Annotated in this window: 13 protein-coding genes and 1 tRNA gene; 5 read left to right on the top strand and 9 right to left on the bottom strand. The window is 52.5% G+C overall.

Annotation, left to right across the window (positions count from 1 at the left end; translation table 11 throughout):
- Window positions 1-140: 140 nt before the first annotated feature.
- Both AC4QZR_RS13880 and AC4QZR_RS13875 read left to right on the top strand, forming a co-directional pair.
- Window positions 141-2,393, top strand: coding sequence for a TonB-dependent receptor (locus AC4QZR_RS13880; protein ID WP_494481449.1), 2,253 nt, complete (start codon window positions 141-143; stop codon window positions 2,391-2,393).
- 137 nt (window positions 2,394-2,530) lie between these two features.
- Window positions 2,531-2,612 (top strand) — tRNA-Leu (locus AC4QZR_RS13875).
- Between the two features lie 618 nt (window positions 2,613-3,230).
- Here AC4QZR_RS13875 and AC4QZR_RS13870 read toward each other — a convergent pair.
- The 6 genes from AC4QZR_RS13870 to AC4QZR_RS13845 all read right to left on the bottom strand — a co-directional run bounded on the left by AC4QZR_RS13870 (window position 3,231) and on the right by AC4QZR_RS13845 (window position 11,529).
- Window positions 3,231-4,802 carry an NFACT RNA binding domain-containing protein gene (locus AC4QZR_RS13870; RefSeq protein WP_494481448.1) on the bottom strand — a complete coding sequence of 524 codons (1,572 nt, stop codon included), beginning with the start codon at window positions 4,800-4,802 and terminating at the stop codon, window positions 3,231-3,233.
- A 151-nt stretch (window positions 4,803-4,953) separates the two neighbouring features.
- Entirely contained in the window at window positions 4,954-5,715 is a 762-nt protein-coding gene (locus tag AC4QZR_RS13865; RefSeq protein ID WP_494481447.1) for an MBL fold metallo-hydrolase, read from the bottom strand.
- On the bottom strand, window positions 5,712-5,987 hold the full coding sequence (locus AC4QZR_RS13860; RefSeq protein WP_188499640.1) for a hypothetical protein: 276 nt from the start codon (window positions 5,985-5,987) through the stop codon (window positions 5,712-5,714). The genes AC4QZR_RS13865 and AC4QZR_RS13860 overlap by 4 nt, the downstream gene beginning before the upstream one ends.
- Window positions 5,988-6,371, bottom strand: coding sequence for a response regulator (locus AC4QZR_RS13855; RefSeq protein WP_007653774.1), 384 nt, complete (start codon window positions 6,369-6,371; stop codon window positions 5,988-5,990).
- Between the two features lie 12 nt (window positions 6,372-6,383).
- Window positions 6,384-8,258, bottom strand: a complete 1,875-nt coding sequence (locus AC4QZR_RS13850; RefSeq protein ID WP_494481446.1) for a PAS domain-containing hybrid sensor histidine kinase/response regulator — start codon at window positions 8,256-8,258, stop codon at window positions 6,384-6,386.
- Complete coding sequence (locus AC4QZR_RS13845) at window positions 8,242-11,529, bottom strand: PAS domain S-box protein (protein ID WP_494481650.1); 3,288 nt, start codon at window positions 11,527-11,529, stop codon at window positions 8,242-8,244. Before AC4QZR_RS13845 ends, AC4QZR_RS13850 begins: the two co-directional genes overlap by 17 nt.
- A gap of 298 nt (window positions 11,530-11,827) precedes the next feature.
- On the opposite strand from AC4QZR_RS13845, the gene miaA reads away from it, so the two are divergent.
- Complete coding sequence (miaA, locus tag AC4QZR_RS13840) at window positions 11,828-12,760, top strand: tRNA (adenosine(37)-N6)-dimethylallyltransferase MiaA (protein WP_494481445.1); 933 nt, start codon at window positions 11,828-11,830, stop codon at window positions 12,758-12,760.
- 70 nt (window positions 12,761-12,830) lie between these two features.
- On the opposite strand, the gene pfkA is transcribed toward miaA, so the two are convergent.
- Window positions 12,831-13,802: a 6-phosphofructokinase gene (pfkA, locus tag AC4QZR_RS13835; RefSeq protein ID WP_188499643.1), complete on the bottom strand. Its 972-nt coding sequence runs from the start codon at window positions 13,800-13,802 to the stop codon at window positions 12,831-12,833.
- A gap of 319 nt (window positions 13,803-14,121) precedes the next feature.
- Here pfkA and AC4QZR_RS13830 point away from each other — a divergent pair, with 319 nt between their 5' ends.
- Both AC4QZR_RS13830 and AC4QZR_RS13825 read left to right on the top strand, forming a co-directional pair.
- Window positions 14,122-14,550: a tellurite resistance TerB family protein gene (locus tag AC4QZR_RS13830; RefSeq protein ID WP_253403165.1), complete on the top strand. Its 429-nt coding sequence runs from the start codon at window positions 14,122-14,124 to the stop codon at window positions 14,548-14,550.
- 10 nt (window positions 14,551-14,560) lie between these two features.
- The gene (locus AC4QZR_RS13825) at window positions 14,561-14,896 is read left to right on the top strand and encodes a hypothetical protein (protein WP_494481444.1); all 336 of its coding nucleotides are present in this window, start codon (window positions 14,561-14,563) and stop codon (window positions 14,894-14,896) included.
- Between the two features lie 4 nt (window positions 14,897-14,900).
- Here the strand turns inward: AC4QZR_RS13825 and AC4QZR_RS13820 are convergent, their stop codons facing one another.
- On the bottom strand, window positions 14,901-16,661 hold the full coding sequence (locus AC4QZR_RS13820) for an SLC13 family permease (protein ID WP_494481443.1): 1,761 nt from the start codon (window positions 16,659-16,661) through the stop codon (window positions 14,901-14,903).
- A gap of 145 nt (window positions 16,662-16,806) precedes the next feature.
- Complete coding sequence (locus AC4QZR_RS13815; RefSeq protein WP_494481649.1) at window positions 16,807-17,994, bottom strand: aspartate aminotransferase family protein; 1,188 nt, start codon at window positions 17,992-17,994, stop codon at window positions 16,807-16,809.
- Window positions 17,995-18,089 lie beyond the last annotated feature (95 nt).

The raw sequence follows: 18,089 nt of genomic DNA, 5'->3' as shown, positions 1-18,089 counted from the left end.
CCAAAAACTTGCAACGAGTATGTTACCTAAACAACGATAAAGAAATTATGTTTTTAGAGTAATCTAAAAAGTAAGTATAAGTAAATCTAAACTTTTATTTAAGTTTGTCTCGTATTAACGAAGATAAGCCTATTAAAAAAATGAAGAACCTATACCTGATTTGTATCTTGTTAGTGATTCCTACCTTTGTGAATGCTCAAACCGGCAAAATAAGGGGACACGCAGTGGCGGGTGAATCGCCTGCTGCCTTTGCCAGTATTGGTCTGGTTGGGAGTAATGTTGGGACTACTGCTGATGAGAGAGGGCGGTTTGAGCTGGACCAAGTGCCGGCCGGCGAACAAAAAATTAGCGTATCCGCAATCGGGTTTAGGGCGCAGGAATTGGCAGTAAAGGTAGAACCTGGCAGTGTAGCGACTGTGAAAGTCGGGTTGCAGCCCCAGGATGCGCGTTTGCGCGAAGTTGTGGTATCGGGCACCATGCGCGAGACCTACCTGTTGGAATCCCCGGTGCCGGTGGAGGTCTATACCTCCAAGTATTTTCAGAAGAACCCGACCCCGGCCATTTTCGAAGCGCTTGAAATTGTGAACGGGGTGCAGCCTCAGATCAACTGCAATGTGTGCGGCACCGGTGACATCCACATCAACGGTATGGAAGGAGCCTATACCATGGTGCTGATAGACGGAATGCCGATCGTAAGTGCCCTCTCCACAGTATATGGTCTGAGTGGTATACCCAACAGTCTGATTGAACGGGTAGAGGTCGTGAAGGGGCCAGCCTCCACGCTGTATGGCTCGGAGGCGGTGGCAGGGCTCATCAACATCATCACCAAAAGTCCTGCTACGGCGCCTCGTCTTTCTGCCGACCTATTCTATACCTCGCACCGGGAACTGAACGCCGATGTGGGGTATAGCAAACGCTGGAATGGTGTCTCGACTATGCTAAGTACCAATTATTTTCGTTTTGCCGACCGACGCGACATGAACCAGGATAATTTTACAGATATCCCGCTGCAGCATCGCTTTTCAATTTTCAACAAATGGAGCCTGAACCGTCCGCAAAACCGTGTGGCCAACCTGGCGGCCCGCTATTATTACGAAGACCGTTTTGGAGGGGAGATGCCCTGGCAGCCCGTGCACCGTGGGGGAGATCAGGTATACGGTGAGTCGGTGTATACGAGTCGTTATGAAGTGCTGGGAAGCTACCAGTTGCCTATACCTGAAAACCTGTTGCTGAGCTTTTCCTACAACGATCACCAGCAGAACGCCGCTTATGGAGAGACAGTTTACAGAGGGCATCAGCGCGTAGGTTTTGGGCAGTTGGTATGGGACCGTGATCTTGGAGTAAAGCAGAAGCTGCTACTGGGTGGAAACTACCGCTATACCTGGTACGATGATAACACACCTGCCACGCAGCGGGGCGAAGATGACGAAAATCAGCCGGACCGCTCCTCGCTGCCAGGGGCTTTTGCCCAGCACGAGTTCAAAGCCTCCGACAAGTTTACTTTGCTTTCCGGCCTGCGCTACGACTTCCATTCGGAACACGGCGGCATTTTCTCTCCACGCCTAAGCATGCGCTGGGCACCAAACGGGGACAATATCTTCCGGCTGGGTATGGGCAATGGTTACCGTGTGGTCAACCTGTTTACCGAAGACCACGCCGCCCTGACCGGTGCCCGCGAGGTAGTCATCCGGAATGAGTTGAAGCCGGAGCAGTCTTACAACGCCAACCTGAATTACCAGCGCTACATTCCGATCGGCAGCGGATTTCTGAACCTGGAAGGATCGGTTTTCTATACCTATTTCACAAACAAGATCATCGCTGATTTTTTGACGAACAACACACAGATCATTTACGACAACCTGAGCGGGCATGCCATTTCCAAAGGTATAGCCCTAAACACAGAGCTGGCTTTTACGTTCCCGCTGCGCCTGTATGCTGGTGTTACTTTGATGGATGTATACCAGGTAAAGGACACAGGCGAGGGGCAGAAAGAACGCATTCCGCAATTGCACGCACCTCGGTTTTCGGGCACTTTCACAGCATCATATCAGTTAAGGCAACTCGGCCTCACGCTCGACTACACAGGCAGCGTAAAAGGCCCGATGTACCTGCCGGTGCAGGAAAATGATTTCAGGCCTGAGAAGTCACCCTGGTTTAGTCTGCAGAACCTGCAAGCAACCAAGACCATGGGAGAGGGGCTGGAGGTATACGGAGGTGTGAAAAACCTGTTCAATTTCATGCCCCAGCACCCGCTCATGCGCCCCTTTGATCCATTTGATAAGCAAGTAGAGGTAGACAACCCTTACGGCTACAGCTTCGATACGGAGTACAACTATGCGCCTATGCAGGGCCGGCGGTTTTTCCTGGGCATTCGCTATACCTTACCGCAATAGCTATCAGCCTGACTGTTTGGGGAATAAGGTATAGACTGCGATTGAGAAGCTGCTTGTGTGTTAAAAAAGTGTACTTGTGGGAGTCTGGCAGTTGCAATTCTCAATTCTGCAGTATACTTTTGCAAACCTAATCAGCTGCGCACGTGGTGAAACTGGTAGACACGCCATCTTGAGGGGGTGGTGCCTTCGGGTGTGGGAGTTCGAATCTCCCCGCGCGCACTCTAAAAGCTCTATTCTTAACTGAATGGGGCTTTTTTGTTTTTAAGGCCTGTTCAGGTATAGCTTGTGGCGCGAGCGTCCTCGCTCGTGACTATTATAGCGAGGCCTCTGGCCTAGGTATAGATTTTTAGCTTTTGCCTTTTGCAGGTATAGCAACCATTATCGTTTCATAGCGTCGCCTGTGCGGCGGGCACCTACTTTTTTCCTTGATGAAAAAAGTAGGCAAAAAAATCAAGACTCCCCAAACTCGCTGAACGCTCAGACAGTGGGTAGTCATTTAGGTGCACCTGGCTCAGAAGATTTGTTTCATAGCCTAAGGGGCAAGTTAGTCTTGCTATACCTGTCAGTGGTTTATAACAGATCCTACAACGCCTATACCTATCAATCAGCAGTAGCAGAAATTCCCCCTTCGAAGGGGGGATGTTAATCATGCAAATGAAATCGCAACTACAAAGCTATACCTTCGAGAGGGTAACAGCAGACCCCTTCCCCTGTTTTGGGGGTAGGGGCCCTCGATAAATGGGGAAGGCTGGGATGGGGTGAAGTCCCACTGGGGTTAGGGGAGGTAATTCAATCCAGAGAATCCTTGAAGAAGGGGCCCTACGTATATATTCTGACCTATACCTTCCGCTCAAATGGATTCTCAGGCTTTACCAGCATCACCTGCTCCCTCTCTACTACTACAGCGCCTGCGGGGGCGCCTTTGGGCTTGCGAACCCATTTCTTTGGAGTATAAAGCACAGGACAGAGCGAGTCGCTTTTGCGCTTGCTGTAGTAGGCGGCCAGTTGAGCGGCTTTCTCGAGCACGGTGGCAGGTATAGCCTTGCCAGCCTGGTACTTGATCACCACATGCGAGCCTGATACGTCTTTGGCATGCAGCCAGATGTCTTCTTTGTAGGTATGGCGCTGCGTGAGCAGGTCGTTGTTCTGTGCACTTTTGCCTACCAGTATCTTATAACCTTCAGTCTCAAATAACCGGAAAGGTGCTTCCTGCTGGGCCTGCTGCTTCGTAGTGAGCAAGTGAGTGTACTCTTTCAGGTATAGCTTGAGCGCTTTGTAGGTCTTGGCCTCATCCAGTGCCTGCAGGGCATCTTCCAGCACAATGGATTCTTCGAGTTTTCGTTCCAGTCGCTCCTCCAGCTGACTCACCTCCACGTGCTGCTTCTTGGCTTTTCGGTACAGGCGCTCGGCTTGTTTCTGTGGTGTTTCGGTGGCCTTGAGCTTGAACTTCCGCTGGCGGTCGGTATAGAAGTCGTAGAGCTCTACTTCGGTGGCGCGCGGCGGAATATTGGTCAGGTTAGCCATGATGATATCGGCGATCTGGGAGTAGGAGCGGCCGTGGCGCAACTCATGCAGTCGAGCTTCTGTTTGCTCCAGTATCGCCTGTGTGGCGCGCTGCTTTTTAGAAAGCTGCTGCTGCGTCTGTTCAAAGAGCTGTTCAAAGCCCGTTTCACTCAAGTAGCTGCGGGTAAAGCCATTCAGGGCCTCCATTGGGTTGTCGTATACCTGCAACACTTCACCTAATTGGAGCAGCGAGAGCCGCAGCTTGCCATTCGGCCTTATCAGGTAATATTCTTCTGGTGCCTCAAGTTGCTCGAGCATCGTCTGCACCAGTTCCCATTTCTCTTCGAGCGATGCGTTGCTATACCTTTTCTGCTCCAGGTATAAGGAGGGCAGTTCGCCGAATGTCGGGTATACCTTCTTGAGATTTCCATCAGCTGCGACAAAAGCCTCGAAGTTCTGTCGGATGGGCCGGTCCATCTGCAGTGGGTTTAGCTCCAGGTCGGCACCGAATTTTTTGTGAAAGGGCTTAAGCGGCTCGTCGCCACGAAAAAGCACGATGTTAGAGCGGTTGCCGAAAAGTTTGAAAAGTAAGATATAGCCCTTGCTTAGCTTTAAATAGAAGCTTCGTTCGTTCAGGTGCTGCACTACATCCTGCACGGTTTTTTCAAGTAGCTCACCAAACAGATTGATCGTATTGGCCCGGGCTCGCTTAAACTCAGTCGGAAAGGAAAGTGACGAAAAGTGCGAAGTAAGTGCCGCACGGATGTACAGCTCCTGCTCTCCGGCTGCAAAACCGATCACCAGTTCATCCTTGTTCTGACTGAAGCAGGTAATCACTTCCATTCCCACCAGCCGATTTCGCAGTTGTTCGGAAAGTTGCCTTAAAAAGTAGTAATTCTGGTGCATGAGCTAAAATGACAAAGGACTATTTGACGAAAGACAAAAGATAGCTGCCCGAAAAAGGAAAGTAGTAAGAATCCGATTAGACATTCTATTAAGACTTATTCAGTAAATCTTTTAGAATAGTCTTATGTCAGTAAGTAAGAGAATCCCAAAACTATACCTCAATCTGCAGACCGTCGTAGCCTAGTCGGATAAAGTCGGGGAGGGTGAGCTCTACTTCTCGGTGCAGGCCCAGGAGGTGACTGATGTGGGTCAGGTAGGCGCGTTCCGGTTGCAGGTCCTCGAGCAGCTCAACAGCCTCTTGTAGGGAGAAGTGCGAAATGTGCGGCTCTTGGCGCAGGGCATTGAGCACAATCACTTTGGAGCCTCTCACTTTTTCTTTTTCAGCTTCCGAAATGTAGTTGGCGTCGGTAATGTAAGTGAAGTCTCCCACACGGTAACCCAGCACGGGCAGCTTGTAGTGCTTCACCCGAATCGGTATAAAATGGACGCCTTCCACTTCGAAAGGTTCCTCCGTAATCGGGCGGAGCTCCACCCGGGGGATGCCGGGGTACTGTATACCTGAAAAGATGTAGGCAAACTCCCGCTTGAGCTGTTCCAGCACGCGCTCTTCACCGTAGAGGGGCATGTCCTTGTGCTGCGAGAAGTTGTAGGCGCGGATATCGTCGAGACCGGCGGTATGGTCTTTGTGCTCGTGGGTAAACACCAGGGCATCGAGCGTGCGGATACGCTCGCGCAGCACCTGCTGGCGGAAATCGGGACCGGAGTCGATGATGATGCTCTTGCCCTTTACCTGCAAATGCACCGATACCCGTAGCCTTTTGTCCCTGTAATCAACAGATCGGCACACTTCGCAGGAGCAACCGATAACCGGTACGCCCTGCGAAGTGCCCGTGCCTAAAAGCGTTACTTTCAATTGGTTCTTTCCTGGTTGCGAATGTCCTGGTAAAGCTGTCGGTTCTTTTCGCTCAGCAGGCTTTCATCTACCGTGATGGTTCTCAGAATGTCGTACAGGCAATTGATCTTCCCCTCCAGACTGAAGTACTTGTTCACGACAGCCACCTTCATGTCTTTGAGCACACAGTAACCCGCTTTAAAATTCCCCTTCTCGTAGCGCAGCACAAAATCCGACTCCGCAAAAATATCCTCCAGCTTATTTAAAAATGGCCGCGTGTACTTCAGCTCCATTTACAACTCGCCGGTGTGCTTTTTTACAGTCTGTACCAGCATGTCGAAATCAAGCGGCTTTGGCAGGTATTCATTGATGCCTACTTCCTTGAAGTCTTCCATGGTATAGTTGTTGGCGTTGCCTGTTACCGCAATGATCGGAATGTTGGAGATCTGCTCGTCTTTGTGTGCGCGGATTTCCTTAGAGCACTCCATACCGTTCTTGATCGGGATGTTGAGGTCCATCAGGATGGCGTCGATCTTGTTGTTTTCTACCTGTTTGATCACTTCGCTGCCATTCTTGGCCGTGAGGATCTTGTAGTTTTGAAGCTCCAGGATTTTCTTTGTCAGGTTCAGGATCACGGAGCTGTCCTCTGCGATCAGGATGGTCTTGTTGTCTGCCATGGGATTAATAAACTATATAATGATCTCTTTATAAGTTTTGCGGTAGTTTTCGTATTGGGCCAGCAGCTTCGCGAAGTTATTTCCTACGTTATCGTACTGGTCATGTTTGATATCATGCTCCAGGATTTTGGCTAGCTCGGCCACCTGGTTGATGCCAAGTGTAAAGCCGGTTCCCTTTAGCTGATGCAATGTACTTAAAATACTTTTGTATTGTTGTGCCTCCAACTCTTTTTTGGCCTCTTCGAGCAATTCGCCGGCTTCCTGCTCAAATTCCACATACAGTTGGAGGGCAAACTCCGATCCACCGATCTCTCTGAGCTGCTCTGTTATGGCCAGGTCAATCACTGGTATAGCATCAGCCCCGGACTCATCATTAACTGCATTAGTTAATCCGGCAGCGTCGTCGCGCCTATAATTCTGCTCGTGCCAGTGCATGATCACTTTATAGAGATCAGAGCTCTTGACCGGCTTGGAAATGTAATCGTCCATACCCTGGCTCATGAATTTCTCAGCGTCTTCACGCATCGAGTAGGCAGTCATGGCTACTATGGGCGGACAATCCCTGCCAAGTTTCTCTTTGAGGATGGTTGTGGCCGTCACGCCGTCCATCTCCGGCATCTGGATGTCCATGAACACCATGTCATAGCCATTGTTAAGGGCTCTGTCGATGGCCTCGTAGCCGTTGGACGCCACATCTGTGCGGCAGCCTAGTCGCTCCAGTAGCTTAAAGGCCACCTTCTGGTTGATCTGGTTGTCGTCTACCAGTAGCACGTAAGGAGAGAATTCCAGCACTTCTGCTTCGGCATTCTGTAGCTGCATACGCTGCAACTGTGCCTCCACTTCCTCATTGTTGGCTTTTTTTACTTTTATCGTGAACCAGAAGGTACTGCCATCGTTTGGTTTGGACTCTACCCCGATATCACCGCCAAGTAAGTGCGTAAGCTGCCTCGAGATGGCCAGACCGAGACCAGTGCCGCCAAAGGTTTTGGTAGATGAATTGTCAAGCTGCGTAAAGTCCGTGAAAAGCAGTCGCTGGTCGTCTTCGGTTATGCCTATACCGGAGTCTTTCACGCGCACCTTCAGTTTATATTCCTGGCCGTTTTTCAATGGCTCGGCATCTACGTGTATGCTCACTTCGCCCTCGTTCGTAAACTTGATGGCGTTGGAGGTAAGGTTCGATAATACCTGCAGGAAGCGTGTCTCGTCAGTGAGCACGTAACGCGGTGTTTCCGGTGTAACGGTGTAGGTGAAGTTCAGGTCCTTCTGCTGGGCACGGTTCGCAAACAGCGAGTGTATCTTGTTGAGCGTGTCGTGCACGTCCACACCACTCTCATGCAGCACTAGCTTGCCGGCCTGCATTTTCGAGAGGTCCAGTATATCGTTTAGTATCGCGAGCAAGGCATCCGATGATTTGCGCAGCGTGTCTATGTACTCTTTCTGCTCTTCATCGCTGACGATCTGGCTCAGCAGGTCGATCATACCGATGATGCCGTTCATTGGTGTGCGCAGCTCGTGGCTCATGTTGGCCAGGAACTGTGTCTTCACTTTCAGCAGGTTTTCGGCTTCTTCTTTGGCCTTTAACAGGGCAACCTGCGTGCGCTTCAGTTCTGACACATCGCGCAGCACACCCTCCATACCTGCCGGATTTCCCTCCTGGTCATAGGTCAGGCGTGCATCGAGCAGTACGGTTTTGGTGGAGCCGTCCTTGCAGATCATCTCAATCTCAAAGTCACGGATGCTCTCCTGTTGCAGTACCCGCTCTTTTACCAGCACCCGGTCAGTTGCATTGGCATAAAGCTGTTCCGATGAGATACGCTGAACCTCCTGTTCGTTATACCCCAGCAGGTTGTATACAGAAGGGCTGACCAGCTCAAACGCGCCGCCCATAGTGGTGCNGCTGTTCCGATGAGATACGCTGAACCTCCTGTTCGTTATACCCCAGCAGGTTGTATACAGAAGGGCTGACCAGCTCAAACGCGCCGCCCATAGTGGTGAGGTAGTACACATCCTGGAAGGACTCGAATATACTGCGGAATTTCACTTCACTCTGGGCCAGTGCCAGCTGCGAGCGCTTCTTATCCGTGATATCAAGGGCTATACCTGAAATCTCCTCAAAGCTTCCGTCCTCCAGGTAGATCGGGTTAAGGTATACCTCGCGCCAGCTTTCCGGATTGTGCAGGTGTATCTCAAAGTGCTGTGGCTGCCCCTGAAAGGCCTGCATATACTTGTCTTTCCAGAACTCAAACGAACTTTCGTGGAAGTTGAGCACTTCGTCGTCATTTAGCTTGCTGTAGAGCTCCAGTTCATGGCCACTTCGGTTGAAGAAGGCGGTAGCAAAGTTTTTATTGAAAGAAGTAAGCTCAAAGTCACGGTTGAGAGACCACATGTGGTGCGTCCCGGATTCAAAGATGGCGTTGAGACGGGCGTTCTGGTTGTTGATCTGCTCTTCGTTGCGCTTGCGCTCAATGGCCAGCGCCACTTGGTTCGAGATAAAGTGCAGTATCTCAATGTCAGTGTGCACGTAAGCGTTCGGGTCCTGGTAGTCCTGCAGCGTAATCACCCCGATGATGCGGTCGCCGATAGCCAGCGGGGAGCAAAGGATCACTTCAGGTATAGCACCGTGTAAGGTAATGTCCTGCTCCTTGGCCAGTTCCAACAGCTCTGCCTTCTGCATGTAAAGCGGCTTGCCCGTCTCAATGATGTACTCTGACAAGCCGCGTGAAAACGGCCGGCGCATCTGCGTTTTAGAGGATTTGTCCACAAACTGGTCCACCAGATAAGCGAAGTGCAGGTGGCGGTGGCTATCGTCGCAGAGGGCAATGTAAATGTTGCGTGTCTCGATGATCTTGCTCAGCTCGCGGTGTATGGCCGAGTAGAGTGAGTTCAGGTCCTTGCTGCTGATGGCCAGGTTAGCGATACTGTAGTATACCTTCTGCAGGCGCTCGGCCTTGATGCGGTCGGTGATGTCGTGCAGGATGGCGCGCGTGGCCACCGGACGCCCGTCCTGCCAGCTGCAGGTAATGGAGCCGATCAGGTGCACAGGCTTGCCGGCCTTGGTCAGGAACACAGTCTCCATCTTGTTCACGTTCTCGCCCTTGTACAAATTGCGCAGCTGGTAAATCAGCTTGGCCTTGTAGTAGGGGTGCACGATGTCGTTGAGCGTGAGCGACTCAATGTCGTAGTCGGTATAGCCCAGTCGGTCTTTCCAGGCCTTGTTCACGAAGATGAACTTGTTGTCTACCGAGATGTTCTGGATCAGGTCATGGGCATTGTCGAAGAGGTCCTGCAGACGGATCTTGTTGTCTTTTAGGGCTTCCATAGCGATGCGCTTGTCGGTCATGTCCTTGCCCACGCTGGTCAGCCCGACCAGCTCGCCCTCCGGTCCGTATTCGAACATGCAGTTCCAGCGCACGGTCTTCACCTGCCCGGACTTTGTGATCAGATCGCGTTCGTAGTAGGAGTTCAGTTGCCTGGTCTCCATTGATCGCCTGAAGTCGGCGAAGCGTGCTTCCCGGTCGGCCTCCGGAACCAGCAGTTCGTAGAAGTTCTGCCCGATCAGCTCCTCGCGGCTATATTCCACATAGGTCAGGAAGTAGTCATTGGCATAAGCAATGTTGCCTTCTTTGTCGAGGCTGTAGTAGATCAGGTTTACCTTTTCGAGGAAGCTGCGGAAGTGGGCCATGGACTCGCGGGCAATCTCTTCGCGGCGCTTTGAGTTCTGCACCTGCTTGCGCTGCGTGATATCGCGCTTAAACACCAGAATGTGATAAGCACCATCGATCACGACCCGGTTCAGGTTGAGTTCGGTGTCCATGGTGGTGCCGTCTTTGCGGATGTTTTTCCAGTCCACCGTTACCGCCTTTCCGGTCGCCATCAGCTGATCGATCAGCATGGCAGTTTTTTCGGTCGAACGCATACCGTCTGGCTGATATTCCGGCGAATAGTCCGTAGGAGACTTGCCAATCAGATCCTCACGGTTGCAGCGGAAATACTCCAGCGCCTTCTCGTTGCAGTCTACCACAATACCATCCCGGAAAAGCAGGATTGCGTCGTAAGTAGACTCAAACATGATCTTATACTTATCCTCGGTATAGGTGAGCTTTTGCTGCAGGTCATGCTTGGCAATGTAGTTACCAATGGCGCCCCCGATAAAGTCGAGCAGCGACATAAACGACTGGGTGATCTTGGCATCGTGCCCCGGCCACACCAGCATTAGTGCCGTCAGTCCTGCCTCCGAACTGACAGGCAGCACCGTCAGGTGCTGGCCCAGCAGTTCTTCCATCTGCTGAATGATGTTGTGCAGGGCCTGGTGGCGATCCGGTTGGATGAGCTGCTCAGCCTGTGTTTGCGGCATCGGGATCGAAGTAGGGAGGCTGCCCGAAACCGTCTCGCCTTTGCTGAAGGAAAGAAATATTCTGCCCGCTTCGGCATCGTAGGTATAAACGGCACCGCCAATAACATCGGTCTTGTCCAGCAGCTCTTTCAGGGTGTAGCGCAGCACATCTTCACGACTCTCAGCACCCGATAGGTTGGTGATCAGCTGGTTGACGAATTCAAGCTGGTGATTACGGAAGCGCACGTTGCGTTCTGCACCAGCTGCTTCGTAGAGGTTTTTAGCAGAACCGAATATGACCATCTGGCCATTGAAGCTCCCTTTTTTCAGGGAAATCTCCACCGGCATCAGTTGCTGATCTGTCTCACGAAGCCACCATTCGAAGCGCTGCGATTCCCCCTTCAGCGTGTTCTGCAGTTGATTGCGCAGGGCGACGCGCTCAAACAGGTTAAGTTCAAACTGTTTAAAAAGGGACTTGCCCCTGATCTCTTCTTTTTTCAACCCTACCAGGTTCGAGGCGCTCTGGTTAATGTCGATGAAGACACCATCGCGATCGAGGATGAAGAGCGGCTCCGCGCTGTCGTCAAACAGGTTGTGGTAGCTCGAGTCGTCAGCTTCTGCCGCTACGCTCTCCGGAATATCGAAATACAGAAATGGCTGCCCCTGAAACTGCAGTTGCTGACAATGGAAGGTACACACATTGCCCTGGCGGTCCTTTAGTTCACCTGACACTTTCTCCTGGCGGGCCAGTGATACCTTAAAGGCAGCGAAATCATCTTCATCAGCCAGGCCGATGAACGGACGAATGGCTGTGCCCTGCTCCATGGGAAGTATCGTATCTGCTTTGGGGTTGGCAGCCAGCAGCTCCCCTGTGGCAGAGGCAACCAGCAGGGCGTGGCCAGCAGGGTATAGCTGACTGAGCACCTGTAGCAGGTTTTCGGCCATTGTTGTCAGGTTATCAGTCGTTTGTCTGGTAGGTATCAGTGGCATCTGGAGTAAATCAGTTCTCGTTTAAACCCATAAATTAGTAAAAAAACAGAAGCAAAGGCACTTTTGCTTCCTGAATAAAAAGAAAGGAGGTTAATTTGTGGCAAATTCACGAAGTAAAATCTCTGTTCAGTCCATGTCTGCAGCACAAGCCCCCCGTTTTCTGATAGTGGTAGTTGGCCCTACTGCCGTGGGCAAAACTGACTTGTGCGTGCACCTGGCGCAGCATTTCGGTACCGAGATCATTTCGGCCGACTCCCGCCAATTTTACCAGGAGATGTCGATCGGAACTGCCAAGCCCACGCTGGAGGAGCAGCAAGGTATAGCCCACCAATTTGTGGACTCGCACCCGATCACAGAGACGTACAATGCAGGCGCCTACGAGCAGGATGTGCTGGCGCTGCTCGGGCAGTTGTTTCAGCAGCACGAGGCCGTGATCCTGACGGGCGGCTCGGGGCTGTACGTGCGGGCCGTCACCGATGGCATGGACGAAATGCCGGAGACAGAACCAGCTGTGCGGGAAGGCCTGACCGCCCGCTACCAGCAGGAGGGACTACAACCCCTGTTAGAGCAGCTGCAGCAACTCGACCCGGCCTATTACGAGCGGGTAGATAAGGCCAACCCACAGCGTGTTATACGTGCGCTGGAAGTATGCCTTTCAAGCGGACAGCCTTACTCTGATTTCCGGAAAGCGGGTACCCGGGAGCGCCCTTTTCACATCATCAAGATCGGCCTGACCCGTGACCGGCAGGAACTGTACGAGCGCATTGACCGCCGCATGGACCTAATGCTGGCGCAGGGGCTGTTGGATGAGGCCAAAGCCCTATACCCTTACCGCGCACACAACGCCCTGCAAACGGTTGGCTACAAAGAGATTTTCGATTACCTGGAGGGCCAGTATGATTGGGAGGAAGCCGTACGCCTGCTGAAGCGCAACAGCCGGCGCTATGCCAAGCGGCAGCTCACCTGGTTCCACAAGCATGCCGACTATACCTGGTTTCATCCGGAGCAATGGGATGAGCTGCTGGCTTTCATCACAGACCAAATGCAGCAGCCCAGACAGGTATAGGGATAGGTATAGAAACAGTGAAGCCGGCACTTAAAAGTACCGGCTTCACTGTTTTGCAGGTATAGCAAAACTATACCGACAGAATATCCACCATCTTGGTAAAGTTCGGGTTGATCAGTTTCTGTTTGGTAATGGTTTCGATGAAGGGGGTATACACCAGTTCTCTGTTGATGATACCAGCCATTTCGTTCGTGCGTCCCGCTATCAGGCCTTCTACGCAGGCAATGCCTAACTGGCTTGCCAGCATGCGGTCGGCTGCGGAAGGAGCTCCGCCACGCTGCACGTGCCCGAGTATGGTAACGCGGGCATCCATGTCCGGGATGATGCTGGACACCTTGGCTGCGATCTCAGTGGCGCTTCCCTCTTCGTCGCCTTCGGCCACGATCACGATAAAGGATGTTTTGGAACGACTCCAGCCTGCTTTCAACTGGTCAATCACATAGTCGATGGACGTGTCCGTTTCCGGGATCATCACAATTTCTGCGCCCCCGCCAATGGCGCAAGGGATGGCAATGTAGCCTGAGTCACGACCCATTACCTCCACAAAAAACACGCGCTCGTGGCTGTCAGCCGTATCGCGGATCTTGTCAATGGCATCGAGTGCTGTGTTCACTGCGGTGTCGTAGCCGATGGTATAATCCGTGCCGTACAGGTCGTTGTCGATCGTGCCGGGTGCGCCGATGGTGGGGATGCCGTATTCCTCGTAAAAGATGTTGGCACCGGTAAAGGTACCGTCACCGCCAATGGCCACCAGTCCCTCAATTCCGTGCGCTTTCAGTTGCTCGTAAGCCGCCTGGCGGCCTTCCTTGGTTGCGAATTCCTTGCTGCGTGCCGATTTCAGGATCGTGCCGCCTTTCTGTATGATGTTGCTCACTGTCAATGACTCCATTTTGAAAATGTCGCCTTTGATCATGCCGTTGTAGCCTCTCCTGATACCGTAAACCTCCAATCCGTTGTACACGGCTGTTCGTACGATCGCCCGGATGCAGGCATTCATGCCCGGTGCGTCGCCTCCTGATGTAAATACTCCAATCCTCTTCATAAAGAGTTGCTGTTAAATGTGTTCCCTGTGGAAGCCGGAATCCGGCCCCATTCGATAGATAGCCGCGGTATTCGTTGCGGTTTTAATGAATCCGCAAGGTAGCCATTTGTTAATTTAAGTGGAAATAAAAAAAGAATACAAAATCATAACTTATAAGATAGCAAAAACCGTATGTAAATGCACCATCATCTGCAGACTTAAAGCCGGGAAAATTCGTTTCTACTAAAGTCGCTGCAAAATTAACTGCCTGGGTATAGCAATACTTAGTGCAGTAGTTATTAATTTGTTATGAATTTGTACATAGTCAAAAGGGAGCCATATGTTTAGTTTTTTTGAAAGCGAGGCAGAGAAAAAATTAAAGAGCCATATCACCAACCTTGGTGCCCTCGCCAGGGCAGATGGCCACGTGGACCCAACCGAAATGGAGTTTATCATTTCCATCGGCAAGCGCCACGGCATGAAATCAAGCCAGGTGCGCAACCTGCTCTCGAATGTGGAATCCATAAAACCGCAGATGCCGTCTAATGATACGGAGCGCTTTGACCAGATCTATGACCTGGTGGAAATGATGCTGGCCGATGGCATTGTAGACGAAAATGAGATGGAGTTCTGTGTGAATATGGCTGTTCGGCTCGGTTTCAGGAAGTCTATTGTTGGGGTGCTGGTGCGCAGAATCTCCATCGGCGTAAAAGACGGGCTCACCCGCGAACAGATACGGGAGGATGCACAGTCATTCCTGAATTACTAATTAACATTGCATGAAAAACCTGCGCGTGTGGAACGGCGCCATTTTGGTATCTTATGCCCTGGCGCTGTTACTGCTGGCTTATTTCTTTTTTGCCCACGAACTGCACCTCATCTCCTACGAGGCTACCTTTCTCTCCGAAGACTTCATGCTGCGCTTTTTTGCCTTCTGGTTCATCAGCTTTCTGCTAACGGTCATGGTATACCTGCTCAACCTGAGCCTGAATTACCTCTGGCTGCCCCGCGCCGAAAAAACTGTGGCCATGCAGGCGGGCAAACTGATCTTGGCGGTAGGTCTTTCTGCCGCTTTCTTCGCCGTCGTCATTGTCACGCTCAGCCGCCTGCCATAATCCCCTACAATGGCCAGAACACGGGCACCAATACCATGATCACGGTTATGAGCAGGACGGTGAGTGGCGTGCCGATCCGTATAAAATCCAGAAAACGGTACTTGCCCGGGCTGTAGACCAGGATGCAGGCCGGCTCAAAAGGCGTTACCAGCGACACAGAGGCCCCCAGCATAATCGCGATGGCAAAGGCGCGCGGGTCTGCGCCAAGTTCCATGGCAGAGCGCAACGCCACTGGCAGGATCACCAGCGCCGCTGCCGCATTCGACATGGGCTGGGTCAGAAGCACGGTCAGGATCACAAAACCCGCCAGTATACCGACAGTGCCGCCAATGGGCTCCATCACCTGCACAATGCCCTGCGCCAGAAACTCGGCAGCGCCGGAGTTTTCCATGGCCGCTCCAAAAGCCGTCATACCGCCGATGAGTATGAGCAGGCGCCAGTCGATGGCATTGTAGGCTTTCTCGGCACTGATGGCCCGCAGCAGGATGCTCGCCACGGCCGCCGACAAAAAGGCGATGGAGAGCGGCAGCAACTCCAGTGTACCTGCTAGTATGGCCAGCGCAAAACAGGCAATCACGATCAGGCCCTTTTTCTTTTTGAAGAACACCGGCTCAAACTCGTCAAGCACGGCAATGTGGTTCGAGTTACGGACCTGCTCAAAGCGCTCAGGAGCGCCCTGCACCAGCAGCACGTCACCCATGTGCAGTTCTATGCTGCCCAGTTTGCTTCGCAGCGTTTCGCCGTGCCGCGACACCGCCAGCACCACCAGACCAAAGCGCCGCAAAAACTCTGACTCCTTGATCGTGCGGTTGATCAGGTTAGACTGCCGCGGGATCATAATTTCGGCCAGCCGGATGTTCTCTGTTTCCAGGTCCTGGGAGATAAGTGCATCTGCCATGATCTGAATCCCCTTGGTCTCCTTCACTTTAATGAGCGTGTCTACGTCCCCTTCCACCAGCAGAATATCGTTGGCGCGGATGCGGGTGCGGAAGTCAGGCAGGAAGTTGTCCTTGGCGCGGATCACGTTGAGCATGCGCAGGTTGAGTGTGGTCAGTTCAGAGGTGAAAACCAACTGCCCTACAAGCGGCGAGTCAGGCAACACTACTACTTCGGTCACATATTTCTGGAGCTTGTACTCTTCGGCCAGCTCCTGGTCGGCGTGGTCCGGTAAAAGGCGCTGCCCGATGGTCATCATGTAGATGGTGCCCACCAGGAAAATAACAAAGCCTATACCCGAGATCTCGAACAGCCCGATCGGCTCCAGGCCCGCCTTGGCGACGTAGCCACTCACGGCCACGTTGGTAGAAGTGCCAATCAGGGTGCAGGTACCCCCCAGAATAGCAGCATAGGCCAGCGGCATCAGCAGTTTCGAGGCACTCATGTTGATGCGCTTGGAGAGGCCCACGAGCGGCGTGATGAACATGGCCGTCACGGTGGTGTTGTTCATAAAAGCCGAGACCGTGCCCGTTATCAGCATGATGGTGAGCAGCATGAGGTTGTTGCTCTTGTTTGCCAGCCGCGCGAGTCGCACCACGGCAAAATCGAGAATACCGGTTTCCTGAAGCGCAGCACTAAGTATGAAGATAGAGGCGATGATGATGATGAAGTCGCTGCTGAAGCCTGCAAAAGCCTCCTCGGGACTGATGATGCGCAAACCTGCCAGTATGATCAGCATAGACAGGGTGACCAGTTCGATGGACACCTTTTCGGTTGCAAAAAGCACAACCGCTATCAACAGCAAAGACAGTACAATGGCTATTTCCATAAGAGCAGATTGGGAGATACACCTGATGTAAGGTATAGCAACGGCTTTTACGTGACAAAGCCGTTGCTGATAGCATCTTGCTCAAAAATATTTTCCCTATACCGGATCAGGGTCGTCTGCTGGTATACCTGTCAGGTATAAGAAACTAAGCCACTGCCTGGTCAATAGAGGCCAGGATGATCTGGCAGGCTTCGCGAATCTGCTCCTCTGTGATGGTGAGTGGCGGGGCGATGCGCATGGAGTTGTCGCAGAACAGGAACCAATCCGTTAGCACACCATTTAGAATAGCCTGGTCGATCACTGCCTTCAACACTTCAAATGACTCAAACTCTGCCGCCATCATCAGCCCTTGGTTGCGGATGCCCTTGATGCGCGGGTGCACGAGCAAATCTTTGAATAATTGCGCCTTCTCTTCCACGCCGGCCAGCAGGTTCTCTTCCTGTATGGTTTGGAGCGTGGCCAGCGAGGCGGCGCAGGAAACCGGATGACCGCCAAAAGTAGTCAGGTGGCCCAGAATCGGATCGTTTTTGAACACGGCCATGATCTCCTGCGGGGCGATGAAGGCCCCGATCGGCATACCGCCGCCCATGCCTTTGGCGCAAAGAAGGATTTCGGGCTCGATGCCGAACTGCTCAAAGGCCCAGAAGGTGCCGGTTCGTCCAAAGCCGGTCTGTATTTCATCCAGTATAAGTAAAGCGCCTACCTCGGTGCAGCGTGCCCGCAGGGCCTGCATGTAGCTCACCTCCGGCACGCGTATACCTGCTTCGCCCTGCACTGTTTCAAGGATGATGGCGGCTGTGCGCTCCGTGATCTGCTCCAGATCAGGAATAGCGCCGTGGTTGATGACGCGCACATCGGGCAGGAGCGGGCGGAAAGCATTTTTGAAACCCTCGCTGCCGTTGACCGAAAGCGCCCCCTGCGTGGAGCCGTGGTAGGCATTGCGGCAGCACACAAATTCAGTGCGACCAGTATAGCGCTTGGCCAGTTTCATGGCGCCCTCCACTGCCTCTGCGCCGGAGTTGAGCAGGTATACGTTGTTGAGCCGGTCGGGCAGTGTACTGCACAGCGCCTGCGCCAGCTGCGCCTGCGGCCCCTGCACAAACTCCCCGTACACCATCAGGTGCATGTAGCGGTCGAGCTGGTCGTGGATGGCCCGTAATACTTTGGGGTGGCGGTGCCCTACGTTGCTCACGCCTATACCTGAAATCAGGTCGATGTAACGGTGGCCGTCGCTGCCGTACATGTAAATCCCCTCTGCCTTCTCCACTTCGATCATCAGCGGAAAGTCACTTGTCTGTGCCTGGTGCTGCAAAAACAGCTGTCTCATTGAAATCATGTTGCAATTTAGTCATTTTGGAGCTTTAACGGGGCCATTTCCGCTTTCTGCTTGTTCACAATTGCCTGATTTGCGTACAATAGGAGGGACCG

Source organism: Pontibacter sp. YIM B11418, assembly GCF_059278805.1.
This window is presented reverse-complemented; position numbering and strand designations above follow the sequence as displayed.

Coding starts and splice junctions, on each gene's coding strand:
- AC4QZR_RS13880 (WP_494481449.1), top strand. CDS start 141: ATGAAGAACCTATACCTGATTTGTATCTTGTTAGTGATTCCTACCTTT.
- AC4QZR_RS13870 (WP_494481448.1), bottom strand. CDS start 4,802: ATGCACCAGAATTACTACTTTTTAAGGCAACTTTCCGAACAACTGCGA.
- AC4QZR_RS13860 (WP_188499640.1), bottom strand. CDS start 5,987: ATGGAGCTGAAGTACACGCGGCCATTTTTAAATAAGCTGGAGGATATT.
- AC4QZR_RS13855 (WP_007653774.1), bottom strand. CDS start 6,371: ATGGCAGACAACAAGACCATCCTGATCGCAGAGGACAGCTCCGTGATC.
- AC4QZR_RS13850 (WP_494481446.1), bottom strand. CDS start 8,258: ATGGGCGGCGCGTTTGAGCTGGTCAGCCCTTCTGTATACAACCTGCTG.
- miaA (WP_494481445.1), top strand. CDS start 11,828: ATGTCTGCAGCACAAGCCCCCCGTTTTCTGATAGTGGTAGTTGGCCCT.
- pfkA (WP_188499643.1), bottom strand. CDS start 13,802: ATGAAGAGGATTGGAGTATTTACATCAGGAGGCGACGCACCGGGCATG.
- AC4QZR_RS13830 (WP_253403165.1), top strand. CDS start 14,122: ATGTTTAGTTTTTTTGAAAGCGAGGCAGAGAAAAAATTAAAGAGCCAT.
- AC4QZR_RS13825 (WP_494481444.1), top strand. CDS start 14,561: ATGAAAAACCTGCGCGTGTGGAACGGCGCCATTTTGGTATCTTATGCC.
- AC4QZR_RS13820 (WP_494481443.1), bottom strand. CDS start 16,661: ATGGAAATAGCCATTGTACTGTCTTTGCTGTTGATAGCGGTTGTGCTT.